Origin of the sequence: Bradyrhizobium sp. S69 (assembly GCF_009766005.1) — a bacterium.
In the GTDB taxonomy this organism is placed as follows: Bacteria; Pseudomonadota; Alphaproteobacteria; order Rhizobiales; family Xanthobacteraceae; genus Bradyrhizobium.
Genome location: NZ_LMUK01000009.1, coordinates 212,455 through 226,844 on the forward strand (window position 1 = coordinate 212,455; position 14,390 = coordinate 226,844).

The following is a 14,390-nucleotide window of genomic DNA, read 5'->3' on the forward strand; positions in this document are numbered from 1 at the left end:
CAGAGGGCCGATGGGGAACCCGCTTGCGGCGGTCAATGGTCGCTTGTTGCCGCGGATGGCGGGGATATCTCGGATTTCAGCATCTGCTCCAGCGTTTCCAACCGGTCGGCCTCGCCAGGCTTCTTGTCCCAGCGCAGGCGGTTGATGCGCGGGAACCGCATCGCCACGCCGGATTTATGCCGCGGCGAGCGCGCCAGCCCCTCGAAGGCGACCTCTAGCACCAAGCCCTGATCGGGTTCATGCACGACGTGGCGAACCGGGCCGAATTTCTCGGTAGTGTTGCGCCGGACGAAGCGGTCGATCTGCAACAGCTCCTCATCAGTGAAGCCGAAATAGGCCTTGCCGACCGGCACCAATTGCTCGCCGTCCTCGCCCTTGGTCCAGACCCCAAAGGTGTAATCCGAATAATACGACGAACGCTTGCCGTGGCCGCGCTGGGCGTACATCAGGACGGCATCGATGATGTGCGGGTCGCGCTTCCACTTCCACCATTGGCCTTTCGGGCGGCCCGGCAAATACGGCGCGTCACGGCGCTTGAGCATCACGCCCTCGACCGCTTCAGAATCCTCGCCGGCGCCAGCGGCGGCGGGATCGGCGCGCGCCGCGGCCAGCGCCTGCCAATCGTCGAACGGGATCGTGGGTGAGAGATCGATGCGGGGGTCGTCGAGTTGCTTGACGAAGGCTTCGAGTTTTGCGCGGCGCTCGGCGAACGGCAATTCGCGCAAATCCGTGTCGCCTTCGCTGAGCAGATCGTAGGCCCGCAAGTGAATCGGATAGTCTTTTGTCAGTTTTGGCGAGACCACCTTACGGTTCAAGCGCTGCTGTAACACATTGAACGTCTGCACCCGGCCGTCACGCAGCACCAGCAGTTCGCCGTCGATGGCGCCCGCAAGATGCAGCGACGGCAGCAAATCGGGGAAGCTTTTAGTGATGTCCTCGCCGCTGCGCGAATAAAGCCGCACGACGGTGTTGCCGCTTTGGTCGCGGCCGGCGACCGCCTGGGCGCGAATGCCGTCCCATTTCCATTCGGCGATGTAGTCGGACGCATCGAGATGGGCAAAATCCGCATCCTCGATCGCGTGCGCCAGCATCACCGGGCGGAACGGCGCGGGATCGAGATTGACCGGCTTTTCACCGTGGCCTTCCAGCCAGGCGAACAGATCGAGATAAGGCGGCTTAAGGCCGGGCCACATCAATTCGATCTCGTGCGGATCCTTGTCGCCAAGGGCTGCGGCCGCGGTCTTGGCGAGCCGCGCCGAGATGCCGATCCGCATCGCGCCGGTGACGAGTTTTAGAAGCGCCCAGCGGCCGGTCTCATCCAGCTCATCAAGCCAGCGCGCAAGCTGTTTTGGCAGTTCGGTCTTGCCCAGTGTGCGCAGCGTGGTGACGACCTCGGTCAGGGTCGGCGGCGGCGGGTTGTTGTGGAGATGGTGCGAGAGTTCATCACCTCTCCCGCTTGCGGGGGAGGTCGGATCGTCCGGCAGCGCGCTTGCGCTGTCCGGCGATCCGGGTGGGGGTTCTTTCTCTCCGCTGAGCAAGCGGCCAGACCCCCACCCCAACGCTCCCCCGCAAGCGGGAGAGGGAGTAGAAAGCGCGGCCGCCTTCGGCCACATCAGCGCCACCGTCTCGGACAAATCGCCGACGTAATCATACGACAGCGCGAACAGCACGGGATCGGTGCGGTCGGCGATCAGGTCGCGGATCAGGCCCGGCTTGGCGTGTTTGAACGACAACGCGCCGGTCAGGGCCGCCAGCGCGAAGCCGCGGTCGGGATCTTCGGTGGCGCGAAAATAATTCGCTAGCAGCCGCAGCTTGTTGTTGCGGCCGGGCTCGTAGGCCAGGCGATCGAGCAGTTCGGCGAAGCGGTTCATGCTTCGGCCTCGGCCACCGGCGCTTCGCCTTCATCCTCGTCGCCATAACCGACGAGGTCGAGTGGCCGTGCGGCAAGGCCTTTGGTCTTGCACCAATGCACCAGCGCGTCTTCCTGGCCATGGGTAACCCAGATCTCGCGCGCGCCGGTGGCATCGATGGTCGAGGTCAATCCGTCCCAATCGGCGTGATCCGAAATCACCAGCGGCAGTTCGACCCCGCCTTGCCGCGCCCGGGCGCGCACCCGCATCCAGCCCGAGGCGAACGCGGTGACCGGATCGGGGAAACGTCTGGTCCAGACGTCGGAAGTGGCCGATGGCGGCGCCAAGGTGATGGTGCCGGCGAGATCGGCCTTCTTCACGCCCTTGACCATCCGTAATTCGCCGAGCTTGACGCCTCGGCTCTCGTAATAGCGCGTGATCTTTTCCATCGCGCCGTGCAGATAGATCGGGGCGTCATAGCCGGCGGCGCGCAACAGCGCGATCACCCGTTGCGCCTTGCCGAGCGAATAGGCGCCGACCAGATGCGCGCGCTCCGGAAACAGCGCCACCGAGGCCAACAGCTTCTTGACCTCGACCGCCGCGTCGCCGTGACGAAACACCGGCAGCCCAAAGGTGGCCTCGGTGATGAAGACGTCGCACGTCACCACCTCGAACGGCACGCAGGTCGGATCCGGTGCATCCTTGTAGTCGCCGGAGGCGACGATGCAGATGTCCTTGCAGCTAACGGCGATCTGCGCCGAGCCCAGCACGTGGCCGGCGGGATGAAATTTGATGGTGACGTCGCCGAGCTTGATCTCCTCGCCATAGCCGATCGCCTGCGTGCTGCCGGCAAAATTGTCGCCATAACGCAGCCGCATCATGTCGAGGGTCTCTTGTGTGGCCAGCACCGCGCCATGGCCGGGCCGGGCGTGGTCGGAATGGCCATGGGTAATGACCGCGCGCTCGACCGGCCGCACCGGATCGATATGGAAGCCGCCGGGCTTGCAACAGAGACCGGCCGGCACGGGCATCAGGATGTCTTGCGGGCGCATCTTGGATATATAGGGTGGGCTCTGATGATTTTTAGCTGTCATGCGCGGGCTTGACCCGCGCATCCATCTTCCGGAAGAGTCCTTTGATTGATGGATTGCCGGGTCAAGCCCGGCAATGATGGATGATTGCCGGATTGCCCGGCAACGACGGAATCTGGTTCCAAAAAATGCCCGCGCGCTTGTTCCTGTCCTCCGGTGATATGATTGCCGACCGCCGTTTCGAATTCGCCCGCGATCTGCAATTGAAGGGCGATCTGGTCGCCGCCGCCGATCTGTTGTTGCAGACGACCGAACTGGCGCCGAATTTTGCCTCGGCCTGGTTCACGCTCGGGGAACTTCGGGAGCAACTCGGCCAGCGCGATGAAGCGATCGCGGCGTTTCGCCGCGCGCGCGGCAGCGATCCGGATGACCTGCACGGCGCCGGCCTGCGGCTGATGCGGCTTGGCGCCGAGCCGTTGTCCGATATGCCGAAGGCCTATGTGCAGGTGCTGTTCGATCAATATGCGCCGCGGTTCGAGGCGTCCCTGGTCGGTGATCTCGGCTATCGTGGCCCTGCGCTGCTGTTCAAAGCGGTATTGTCGGTCCGCGCCGGCGCCCGCAAGCCCGCCTTCTTCACGCGCGCCATTGATCTGGGCTGCGGTACCGGGCTGGCGGCGACCGCTTTTGCCAGGGAGGTCGATCGCTTCATCGGGATCGACCTGTCGCCGCGCATGATCGAGCGGGCGCGCGCCACCGGTCTGTACGCGGAATTGGAAGTGGCCGACATGGTCGAGGGCTTGCGCGGTCAATCTGACGCCAGCGCCGATCTGATTCTTGCGGCCGACGCCATGGTCTATGTCGCCGATCTCGCGCCGGTGTTGGGCGAAGTGGCGCGCGTGCTGGCGCCGGGCGGCTTGCTCGCCTTCACGGTCGAGACCCATCAGGGCTGTGGCGTGCGGATCGGCGGGGGGCTGCGCTACGCCCATGGCGAAGCTTACGTGCGTGCGCTGATCGAAGCCGCCGGTCTCACTTTGGCGCATTGCGAGGATCTCTCGGCCCGCAACGAGGACGCCGTCCCGGTGCCCGGCCTTGTGGTGGTCGCGACCAAAGCGTGAGGTCGCGAAAGCAACCACGGCGTTGCGTTGCGAAATCTGAAATTCGCACTTGCCGATCCCTCGGGAATGTAGGTCAATACCTGCTCTAGGGAGAGACAAAACAATGAACAACCAACAGACGCGGCGCCAGTTCGGCGCCACCGCGCTTGCGACGATTCTCGCCTCCAGCGTAGCCGTGCCTTATGTCCGTGCGGCGGAAAAAAAGTATGATCCCGGCGCTAGCGATAGCGAAATCAAGCTCGGTCAGACCATTCCGCACAGCGGCCCGGGCTCGCTGTATGGCGTGCTCGGCCGGGTCGGCGAAGCCTATTTCCAGTCGTTGAACGAGAACGGCGGCATCAACGGCCGCAAGATCAACTTCCTCACCTTGGATGACGCCTATAGCGCGCCGAAATGCGTCGAGGCGACGCGGCGGCTGGTGGAGCAGGAAGAAGTGCTGGCGCTGTTCGGCTCGCTCGGCACCGCGCCGCAGACGGCCGTGCATAAATATCTCAATTCGAAAGGCGTGCCGCAGTTGTTGCTCAACACCGGCGCGTCGAAATGGAACGATCCGAAGAACAACAAATGGACCATGGCGGGCCTGCCGCTGTATCCGACCGAAGCGCGCATTCTCGCCAGGCATGTCGTGGCGGTGAAGCCGGAGGCCAAGGTCGGCATCCTCTACCAGAACGACGATTTCGGTCGCGACTTCCTCGGGCCCTTCAAGAAGGTTCTGGAAGAAGCCGGCGGCACCGCCAAGGTGGTCCTGGAGCAGACCTACGATCTGACCGATCCCACGATCGATTCCCAGCTGATCAATCTCTCGAAATCGGGCGCGGATGTTTTCTACAATATCTCCACCGGCAAGGCGACATCGCAATCGGTGCGCAGGGCCGCCGAACTCGGCTGGAAGCCGCTGCAATTGCTGTCGGCGGGATCGGTCGGCCGTTCCATCCTCAGCGCCGCCGGTTTCGAGAACGCGGCCGGATGCGTTGCGATCCGCTATTCCAAGGAGGCCGGACCGGGGCGTTGGGAAAAGGACAAGGACGCGATGGCGTTCGAGGCCTTGCGCGCGAAATATCTGCCGATGGTCGATCCCGACAATACCATCGCCTATGCCGGTTACGGCCAGGCGGTAACGATGGGCGAAATCCTGCGCCGCTGCGGCGATGAACTGACCCGCGCCAATGTGCTGAAACACGCGACCACCTTAGCCGGCTATCACTCGCCATTTTTTCTCGACGACATCGATTACAGCTACACGCCCGACGACTACTCGCCGATGAAGACGCTGCACATCTCGAGCTTTGACGGCAAGGATTGGCAGATCTCGGAGAAGGCGGTCTCGGAGTGAGCGGCCTTTCCATTTCCGCCCTCTCAACTCGTCATGCCCGGGCTTGACCCGGGCATCCACGTCTTCCTTACTTCACCGCAAAGCTAGACGTGGATGGCCGGGTCAAGCCCGGCCATGACGAGTGGGTGGTTCGTGCGTTCCCCCAGCAACGCCCCCTCGACGAAGCCGCTCCGACGTCTTAGCTCTGGGGCGTGCCTGTACTTTCGCCCGCTCCCCCGATCGAGACCGATGCGCTGCTGCCGGAGCGTTTCCGTCAGTGGTTTTCCGCGCGCGGCTGGTCGCCGCGCGAGCATCAGCTGGCGCTGCTGGCGAAAGCGCGCGACGACCGCTCGGCGCTGTTGATTGCGCCCACCGGCGCCGGCAAGACGCTGGCGGGCTTTTTGCCGACCTTGGTGGAGTTGTCTTCTCCTGCGGCGCTCGCCGCCGAGGGCACAAAGAAAAATGTCGTCTCCACCGGTCGCGGTGTGCAGCGCTCACGCGGCCTGCACACCCTCTATATCTCGCCGCTCAAGGCGCTGGCGGTCGATATCGCGCGCAATCTGGAGACGCCGATCGCCGAGATGGGTTTGCCGATCAAGGTCGAGACCCGCACCGGCGATACGCCGGTGTCACGGCGGGCGCGGCAGCGGCGCTACCCGCCGGACATCCTGCTGACCACACCGGAGCAATTGGCGCTGCTGCTGTCGTCCGATGACGCGCCGTTTCTGTTTTCGTCGCTGAAACGTATCGTGCTCGACGAATTGCATGCGCTGGTAACCTCCAAGCGCGGCGACCTGCTGTCGCTCGGGCTGGCGCGGCTGTGGCGGCTGGCGCCAGATATGCGCGCGATCGGCCTGTCCGCGACCGTTGCCGAACCGGAATCGCTGGCGCGGTTTCTGGTGCCGCAGCGCGACGGCAATGTCGAAGCGGCCGATATCGTCGTCGCCGGCGGTGCCGCGGCGCCCGTGGTCGAGATGCTCGACACACGGGAGCGGCTGCCCTGGGCCGGTCACTCCGCGCGCCACGCGCTCGGCGAGATCTATCAGCTGATCAAGGCCAACAAGACCACGCTGGTGTTCGTCAACACCCGCAGCCAGGCCGAGATGCTGTTTCAGGATCTGTGGCGCATGAACGACGACGGGCTTGCGATCGCGCTGCATCACGGCTCGCTCGACGTCGCCCAGCGCCGCAAGGTCGAGGACGCGATGGCGGCGGGGAAACTGCGCGGCGTGGTCTGTACCTCGTCGCTCGATCTCGGTGTCGACTGGGGCGATGTCGATCTCGTCATCAATGTCGGCGCGCCGAAGGGTTCCTCGCGGCTGATGCAGCGGATCGGCCGCGCCAACCACCGCATCGATGAAGCCTCGCGCGCGGTGCTGGTGCCGGCCAACCGCTTCGAGGTGCTCGAGTGCACGGTTGCGATCGATGCGATCGCCGAAAACGCGCAGGACACTCCGCCCTTGCGGATTGGCGCGCTGGATGTGTTGGCGCAGCACGTGCTCGGTTGTGCCTGCGGCGAGCCGTTTTTGGCGGATGATCTCTACCAGGAAGTGCTCACGGCCGCGCCCTATTCGGGCCTGAGCCGTATAGACTTCGACGACGTGCTCGATTTCGTCGCCACCGGCGGCTACGCGCTGAAAACCTATGAACGCTTCGCCCGCATCAAGCAGGACAAACAGGGCCGCTGGCGCGTCACCAATCCCAGGGTGCGGCAAAGCTATCGAATGAATGTCGGCACCATCGTCGAGGAGCCGATGCTGAAAGTACGTCTGGTGCGCTCGCGCGGCGGCGGCCAGAAAACTGGCGGGGGCTCGACCGGCATGCTCGGCCGCGGCGGGCGAATGCTGGGCGAAATCGAGGAATATTTCATCGAGGGGTTGGTAGCCGGCGACACGTTTGTCTTTGGCGGCGAGGTGGTGCGGTACGAGGCGCTGATGGAAGATCAGGTCTACGTCTCGCGCGCCAACGACAAGGATGCAAAAGTTCCGTCCTATATGGGCGGCAAGTTTCCGCTCTCTACCTATCTCGCCGAACGGGTCCGCAAATTGCTCGACGACAAGCGCGCCTGGAGCGCGTTGCCGGACCAGGTGCGCGACTGGCTGTCGTTGCAAACCGATTTTTCGCGGGTTCCGGCGGCGCGCGAATTGCTGGTGGAAACGTTTCCGCGCGGCAACAAGCATTACCTGGTCTGCTATCCGTTCGAGGGGCGGCTGGCGCATCAGACCTTGGGGATGCTGCTAACCCGGCGGATGGAGCGCGCCAAGGTGCGTCCGCTCGGTTTCGTCGCCAATGAATACGCGGTGGCGGTGTGGGGGCTGGGCGACATGTCGTTCATGATCCGGCATGGCACCCTCGATCTCAACGCGCTGTTCGATCCGGACATGCTGGGCGACGATCTCGAGGCGTGGCTGGCCGAATCCGCGCTGATGAAACGCATGTTCCGCACCGCCGCCGTGATCTCCGGCCTGATCGCGCGGCGCTTTACCGGCGAGGAGAAAAGCCGCCGCCAGGTGCTGTTCTCGACCGATTTGATCTACGACGTGCTGCGCAAGCACCAGGGCGATCACGTGCTGCTGCGCGCAGCGAGGGCGGACGCTGCGACCGGCCTGCTCGACCTCAAGCGGCTGGGCGATATGCTGGCGCGGATCCAGGGCCGGATCGTGCACCGGGAACTCGATCATGTTTCACCGCTGGCGGTGCCCGTGATGCTGGAAATCGGCCGCGAGTCAGTTTATGGCGAAGCATCCGACGAGCTCTTGGCGGAGGCCGCCAGCGAACTCGTCAAGGAGGCAATGGGGTAACAAGCGGTATCCGATCTTCGCGGCGTGCACGGCGCGCTCCCTCCCCCCTTGCGGGGGAGGGTTGGGAGGGGGTAGCCGCGGGGTGTGACGACATTGATGCATTCGGCTGGCGCCACCCCCACCCCTAACCCCTCCCCGCAAGGGGGAGGGGAAAACGTCGTCCTCACCGTCGCCGACGTCACATTTGTCGCCGATCTTTCCGGTGCGTTGTTCTGGGAGGAGCAGCGCCTGCTGGTCGTCTCCGACCTGCATCTGGAAAAGGGTTCCAGCTTTGCCACGCGCGGCGTGCTGCTGCCGCCTTATGATACCATCGCTACGCTGAGCCGGCTTGCTGCTGTCATCGCGCGCCACGATCCGCGCACCGTGATCGCGCTTGGCGACAGTTTTCATGATCGCACTGCCCATCGGCGCTTGTCCGCGCAAGACCGCGACGCCATCACCGCGCTGCAAATGCGGCGCGACTGGATCTGGATTTCGGGCAACCACGATCCGGCGCTGCCGTCCGACCTCGGCGGCGTGGTCGCCAGCGACGTCGCGATCGGCCCGATCGCGTTCCGGCACGAGCCGACCGGCGCATCAGGCGAGATTGCCGGGCATCTGCATCCGAAGGCGCGGGTCTCGACCCGCGGCCGTTCGGTGGAGCGGCGCTGTTTTGCCAGTGACGGCGAACGCGCGGTGATGCCGGCGTTCGGCGCCTATGCCGGCGGTCTCAACATCCGCGACGCGGCGTTCGCAAAAATATTCGGATCGCCGGGTTTTGTCGCGCATGTGCTCGGCGACGGCCGGCTGCATACGATCGCCGCGTCGCGGTGTTATTGAGCGCGCGTTTGTTGCTACGCCGCCTTGGCCTGTACGGCATCGCAAAACTCGGCGAGGTGGTCGGCCAGGCGCAAGGTCGCGGGGCTGGCGTTGGGGGAGGCCACCAGCGCCACTTCGGTCTTGTCGATCGGCGCAAAGCCGTCTTTGGCGGTCAGCACGCGATGGTCGGACTGGATCGCCATCTCGGGCAGGATGCTGAGGCCTAATCCGGCGGCGACCGCGGCCTGGATGCCGGAGAGGCTGGACGAGCTGAAGGCTATGTACCAGGCGCGTCCGGCGCTTTCGATCGCATGGATCGCGCCGGTTCGATAAACGCAGCCGGCGGGAAAACCGATCAGCGGCACCGGAGACATCTCCGGATCAATCGGATGGCTCTTGCTGGTGACCCAATGCACGCGCTCCGGCCAGCTCGCGATGCCGCCTTTTTCGTGGGCGCCGCGCTTGAGCAGCGCCAGATCGAGTTCGCCGCGTTCGAGGTCGCGGCGCAGATACACGCTCTGATCGGCCCGCACGTCGAGCCGCAAGCCCCGATGCGAGCGCGAAAACGCCGCCAGCAATTCGGTCAGCCGATAGGCCGCGAAATCCTCGGGAATGCCGAGCCTGACCGCGCCTTCGCTGCCGGGCCGCGCCATCACGTCGCGGGCCTCCTCGGCCAGCGACAACAGCCGGCGCGCATAGGACAACAGCCGTTCGCCGGCCTCGGTCGGGGTGACGTCCTTGCCGGAGCGGTCGAGCAGCGGCTGGCCGACATCGTCCTCCAGCCGCTTGATCTGCTGGCTGACGGTCGACTGGGTGCGATGAACCCGCTCACCGGCCCGGGTAAAGCCGCCGGCATCGACCACCGAGACGAAACTGCGCAGCAATTCCAGATCGAACATGGCAACGCTCCGATCATTCGATAATCCACTGCTAGTAAGTCTATCATTTAATTTTCAAATATCAATGCAGGCGGCTATATCGGGAGGCCAGAAGGAAACCCGCTATGTCGCTCGCGCCCTCGATTGCCGTTCCAAAAGCCCGTTTCAACCCGCTGCCGCTCTATATCGGGTTGTTCTGCCTGGTCTGGAGCTTTGCCTTTGTCGCCGGCAAGATCGGCGTCACCTATTGCCCGCCGCTGATCCTGCTCAGCGCGCGATTTCTGTTGGCGGGAATCCTGATCCTCGGCATTTCCGCGGTGCGGGGCGACGGATGGCAGATGACCTGGCGCGATGCCGCGGTGTTTGCGATCCTCGGCGTCGCCAACAACGCGCTTTATCTCGGGCTCGGCTATACCGGGCTAAAAACCGTATCCGCCGGCCTCGGCGGCCTGATCGTCAGCGCCAATCCGGTGTTCACCGCGATGCTGGCCGCGCTGCTGCTCGGGGAGCCCCTGACCTGGCGTAAAGCTGCGGGCCTGCTGCTCGGCATTGTCGGCGTCGGTTTCATCGTCTGGCACCGCATATCGGTTGGCACCGATAGTTTTCACGGCATTCTGTTCACGCTGGCCTCCCTGGCCTCGATTGTGGTCGGCACCATCCTGTTCAAGGTGTTGGCACCGAAAGGCAGCCTGTGGATCGGCAATGGCGTGCAGAGTTTGGCGGGAGGGCTCGCCGTGCTGCCGTTCGCGCTGATTTTTTCGAACGTCGGCGATATCGTGCCGAACGCGCAGCTCTTGGGCGCCTTCGCGTTCCTAGTGCTCGGCGGCTCGATCCTGGGCTATTTGCTCTGGTTCCATTTGCTGAAGGTCTGCGGCGCGACCGCGGCCAGCGCCTATCACTTCCTGATGCCGCCGCTGGCCATGCTGTTCGCCTGGATCGTGCTCGGCGAACATGTCGAGCTGCGCGATCTGCTCGGCATCATTCCGGTCGCCCTCGGCATTTATCTGGTGACGCGTCCCGCCGCCGTGCGGACGTAAGGAGCTTTGTCGTGCACGGCCGTCATCCTGAGGTGCGAGCTACACGCACTGCGCTGAACACCATCCTTCGAGGCGCGTCGAAGACGACGCGCACCTCAGGATGACGTCGGAGATAGTTTCACAGGATGACGCAATGCGCGTATCCCTCAATCCTTCCGGAACACGATCGACGCCACCCAGCCGGTCATCAGCGCCATGAACGCGGTAGCGAGGCCGTAGACAAAACCGTTCTGGCGGGCGCTGGTCGCGACGAACTGCTCGAAGCCGACCTTGACGATTTCAAAGCTGGTGTCGGTCTGCGTCACCAGGGCGCCGTCGGAAAATAATTTGATCTCGACGTCGTAGCGCCCGATCGGCACTTCCGCCGGCAGCGGAATGCCGGTGCGGAACAGCGTCGGCGTCAGGAACGTCACCGCTGAGTTTTCCTCGCGATACAGGCCGCGTTCGGAGCGCAGCCGGACGAACGCGCTGCGGAACGCATCGTTCGGCACCACGTCGGCATAATCGGGCCCGACGCGCTGCGTCAGCAGCACGTTGTTGAGGCCGAGCTGCTGCCGGCGCTGGATCTCGGGCGAGGCGATGGCGTCGAACGGCCGATTGGAAAACAGCGCCAGATAGCTCGGGACTTTCAGGAACTCGCGGTAATCGGTGTTGATCCAGATGCCGAATTTGCGCTCCTTGCGCCGCGTCACCATGTCGGCGAGCGGCCCACTGACGGTGACGACGAGATCGTAAGCGGTGCGCGTGGCCGGCGTCGCGGCGTCCTTTTCGACCGAGCCGAACAGCACGAGCTCCTCGCCGGAATAATTCGGCGTCACCGTGACCCGCTGGTTGGAGACCGAGACGATCAACCGTTCGGCGCGCGCGGGGCTGATTGTGCCGCTCGCGCCGAGCAGCAGCGTCACGGCCATGATCGTGAGGGCCTGGCGCGCGCTCATCCGCCGCCTCCGGTGTCGCGGATGGTGAAGAGATCGTCGGGCTTGATCCCGAGCTCGATCGCAAAGCGGATGCCGACCGCGAGAATCAGGAGCCCAAGCAACAGCCGCAAATGTTCGCCGCGGATCTTCTGCCCGGCACGGGCGCCGAACTGCGCGCCGGTGACGCCGCCGACCATCAGGATCAGCGCCAGCACGGCATCGACCAGATGGTTGGTGACGGCGTGCAGCATGGTCGCGAACACCATGGTCACCAACGTCAGCACCATCGAGGTGCCGATCACGGTCGCGGTCGGCACCCGCAACAGATAGATCATGATGGGGACCAGGATGAAGCCACCGCCGATGCCCATCACCGCGCCGATGAAGCCGATGATGACGCCAACCGCAACGACCGGGATCACCGAGAGATAGATCTTGGAACGCTTGAAGCGGATCTTCAGCGGCAGGCCGTGGATCCAGCCATGGCTGCCCGGACGGCGCATCGAGGATGCGATGCCGCGCCGCGCCCGCAGGATCGCGCGCAAGCCCTCCCAGAACATCAATCCGCCGACCGCGGTCAGCAGCACGACATAGGATAGCGCGATCATCAGATCGAGTTGGCCGAGCGCGCGCAATTGCGTGAAGGTCCAGACCCCGAGCGCGGTGCCGATCACGCCGCCGCTCAACAGCACCAGCGCCAGCACGGGATCGATGGCGCGGCGGCGCCAGTAGAAGATGGCGCCGGAAAACGACGAGGCCGCGATGTGGCTCGCCACCGAGGCGACCGCGACCGCGGGCGTGATGCCGATGAAGATCAAAAGCGGCGTCATCAGAAAGCCGCCGCCGATACCGAACATGCCCGACACGAAACCAACCGCCGCGCCCATCGCCAGGATGAGGAAGACATTGACCGGAATGTCGGCGATCGGGAGAAAGAGCTGCACGCGCGTTTGCTTCGGAATGAGCCCTGAGGCTGGCCGAAACCGCTCACGGCATGGTTTGTTCGGGAGCGCGGCAATCGCCGCGACCCTGCATAACCGAAATTGAAAGCCGGAGGGATTAAAGAATCCGCAACACACGGCTTTTTTGGACACGCGCGCCGCGCGGCTTCCGGCGTGGTGAATAATTCAGATTAACGGGTGCGGCGCTGATGGCAGGCGAGCCCGTATTGTTACGGCCGCGCGACGGGATTGGTGATGAGATTCATCGCCGCGGCCTGCTGCGCACCGAGCCAGCGGACGTCTTTGGTTTCGGACATTGCCTCGACGATCGAGGGCGACACGCCCATTCTGGTCACATAGCTCAACACGGTTCCCATTGTACGCTGGGTTTCGGTGACCGGATCGCGCCCGGGTGTCGATGTCACAAAGCGGTGCACCCCCAGCGCCGAGCCTTCGACGCCGTAGCGGATACTGCCGCTGGCAAACACCAGCACGCAGGCGCTGGCGCAATGTGACGGCTTGATGTGGCCCGCCGCATCGACGACGCCGACGGCGGTGGCCAAGCCCCGCGCGCGAATGTTTTCACCCATGATCATGGCCTGATTCACATCGCCACCCGGCGACGACATCACGACCGTGTCGCCCGCCGAAAGGTGGGCTTCATTGAGCCGGTCGCGGAACCAGCTCGCGCTGGCGGCGCCGATCGTGCCGCTGATGGCGAGTGCGGGCCGGCCCCCGCCCGAGCCGCCGACGTTTACATCAGGGATCAACGACGACGTCATGGTCGGAGAAAAACACAGTTCCTTCCAGTAGGCCCAGGCCCCGGGTCGCGACAGATCGCGATAGGCGCGAATGCCTAGCCCGAGAATTATCAGGCAGAGAAAGGCGGTCGACAGCCATCGCCGCAGGTTACCGAATGCCGCGCGCGGGCGCGTCGGCGGCGGTCTGGTCGGTTCAGGTGTCGGTGCGCCCCAAGGCCCTGCCGGCGGCATGTCGATACGTTCCTCAGCCCGTTCGTCACGGCCGGGCATGGTAGTCTGCCTTGCGCAGACTACGTAAACTTGTCGGCGCTCCCGGCTATCCACGTCTTAGCCGCAAAGCAAAGGACGACGTGGATGCCCGGGTCAAGCCCGGGCATGACGAACTTTCAAAATATCTCGATGATGCTGACCGGCATCGCCGGCCTCAATGCGCGGCGGCAGCGGCGGAGGCGGTGCGTTTGGCCGCGACCGGCTTGGCCGCGGGCTTCGCCGTAGAGGCCTGCACCGGCGCGCTGTCCCAGCCGCTGGCCGGCGTTGCCACGTTGATGGCGTCGTCGGGCTGCGGTTCGGCGGTGAAGGTCTGGATCGCGAGCTTGGCCGCCGCGAGCGACTGGGCGTCGAGTCGTTTGGCGATATCGTCGCGTTTGTGGCCGGCGTCGGCATCGCCCTGCGCCGCCGCCAGGCTGAACCATTTAAAGGATTCGGCGAGGTTCTGTTCGACGCCGATGCCGCGGGCATAGAGGATGCCGAGGTTGAACTGGCTGTCGGCGACGCCGCGATCCGCCGCCTTGCGGAACCACTGCGCTGCGCTCTTGTAGTTGGCGCCCTTGCCGCCGCCATCGGCGTCGAGCACGGCCAGATTATGCATCGCCTTGGCGTTGCCGCGTTCGGCGGCCTGCACGTAATAGCGGCGGGCGATATCGGCGTCCTTTTTCACTCCCAGGCCCTT

12 protein-coding genes are annotated in these 14,390 nt (G+C 64.5%); 5 read left to right on the forward strand and 7 right to left on the reverse strand.

Going from position 1 to position 14,390, the window contains the following annotated elements; all coding sequences use genetic code 11:
- Positions 1 to 32 precede the first annotated feature (32 nt).
- Together GSQ88_RS03015 and GSQ88_RS03020 are read right to left on the reverse strand one after the other, a co-directional pair.
- Positions 33 to 1,871: an ATP-dependent DNA ligase gene (locus tag GSQ88_RS03015; protein ID WP_159005885.1), complete on the reverse strand. Its 1,839-nt coding sequence runs from the start codon at positions 1,869 to 1,871 to the stop codon at positions 33 to 35.
- Positions 1,868 to 2,902 (reverse strand): ligase-associated DNA damage response exonuclease, encoded by a 1,035-nt coding sequence (locus tag GSQ88_RS03020; RefSeq protein ID WP_159005886.1) that lies wholly within the window; start codon positions 2,900 to 2,902, stop codon positions 1,868 to 1,870. The genes GSQ88_RS03015 and GSQ88_RS03020 overlap by 4 nt, the downstream gene beginning before the upstream one ends.
- Positions 2,903 to 3,069: 167 nt before the next feature.
- On the opposite strand from GSQ88_RS03020, the gene GSQ88_RS03025 reads away from it, so the two are divergent.
- From GSQ88_RS03025 to pdeM, 4 genes are all read left to right on the forward strand, one after another.
- Complete coding sequence (locus GSQ88_RS03025) at positions 3,070 to 3,996, forward strand: class I SAM-dependent DNA methyltransferase (protein ID WP_159005887.1); 927 nt, start codon at positions 3,070 to 3,072, stop codon at positions 3,994 to 3,996.
- Between the two features lie 103 nt (positions 3,997 to 4,099).
- Positions 4,100 to 5,329: an ABC transporter substrate-binding protein gene (locus GSQ88_RS03030; protein ID WP_159005888.1), complete on the forward strand. Its 1,230-nt coding sequence runs from the start codon at positions 4,100 to 4,102 to the stop codon at positions 5,327 to 5,329.
- A gap of 191 nt (positions 5,330 to 5,520) precedes the next feature.
- Positions 5,521 to 8,109, forward strand: coding sequence for a ligase-associated DNA damage response DEXH box helicase (locus GSQ88_RS03035; RefSeq protein ID WP_159005889.1), 2,589 nt, complete (start codon positions 5,521 to 5,523; stop codon positions 8,107 to 8,109).
- A 96-nt stretch (positions 8,110 to 8,205) separates the two neighbouring features.
- Complete coding sequence (gene pdeM, locus GSQ88_RS03040) at positions 8,206 to 8,928, forward strand: ligase-associated DNA damage response endonuclease PdeM (RefSeq protein WP_159005943.1); 723 nt, start codon at positions 8,206 to 8,208, stop codon at positions 8,926 to 8,928.
- A 14-nt stretch (positions 8,929 to 8,942) separates the two neighbouring features.
- On the opposite strand, the gene GSQ88_RS03045 is transcribed toward pdeM, so the two are convergent.
- On the reverse strand, positions 8,943 to 9,806 hold the full coding sequence (locus tag GSQ88_RS03045) for a LysR family transcriptional regulator (RefSeq protein ID WP_159005890.1): 864 nt from the start codon (positions 9,804 to 9,806) through the stop codon (positions 8,943 to 8,945).
- A gap of 104 nt (positions 9,807 to 9,910) precedes the next feature.
- On the opposite strand from GSQ88_RS03045, the gene GSQ88_RS03050 reads away from it, so the two are divergent.
- Entirely contained in the window at positions 9,911 to 10,822 is a 912-nt protein-coding gene (locus tag GSQ88_RS03050; RefSeq protein ID WP_159005891.1) for a DMT family transporter, read from the forward strand.
- Positions 10,823 to 10,968: 146 nt separating this feature from the next.
- Here the strand turns inward: GSQ88_RS03050 and GSQ88_RS03055 are convergent, their stop codons facing one another.
- From GSQ88_RS03055 to GSQ88_RS03070, 4 genes are all read right to left on the reverse strand, one after another.
- Positions 10,969 to 11,760 (reverse strand): TIGR02186 family protein, encoded by a 792-nt coding sequence (locus GSQ88_RS03055; RefSeq protein WP_159005892.1) that lies wholly within the window; start codon positions 11,758 to 11,760, stop codon positions 10,969 to 10,971.
- Entirely contained in the window at positions 11,757 to 12,683 is a 927-nt protein-coding gene (locus tag GSQ88_RS03060; RefSeq protein WP_159005893.1) for a sulfite exporter TauE/SafE family protein, read from the reverse strand. The genes GSQ88_RS03055 and GSQ88_RS03060 overlap by 4 nt, the downstream gene beginning before the upstream one ends.
- A 227-nt stretch (positions 12,684 to 12,910) precedes the next feature.
- Complete coding sequence (locus GSQ88_RS03065; RefSeq protein ID WP_246735039.1) at positions 12,911 to 13,711, reverse strand: COG3904 family protein; 801 nt, start codon at positions 13,709 to 13,711, stop codon at positions 12,911 to 12,913.
- Between the two features lie 154 nt (positions 13,712 to 13,865).
- On the reverse strand, positions 13,866 to 14,390 hold a 525-nt coding region (locus GSQ88_RS03070), incomplete at its 5' end, for a tetratricopeptide repeat protein (protein ID WP_174247906.1).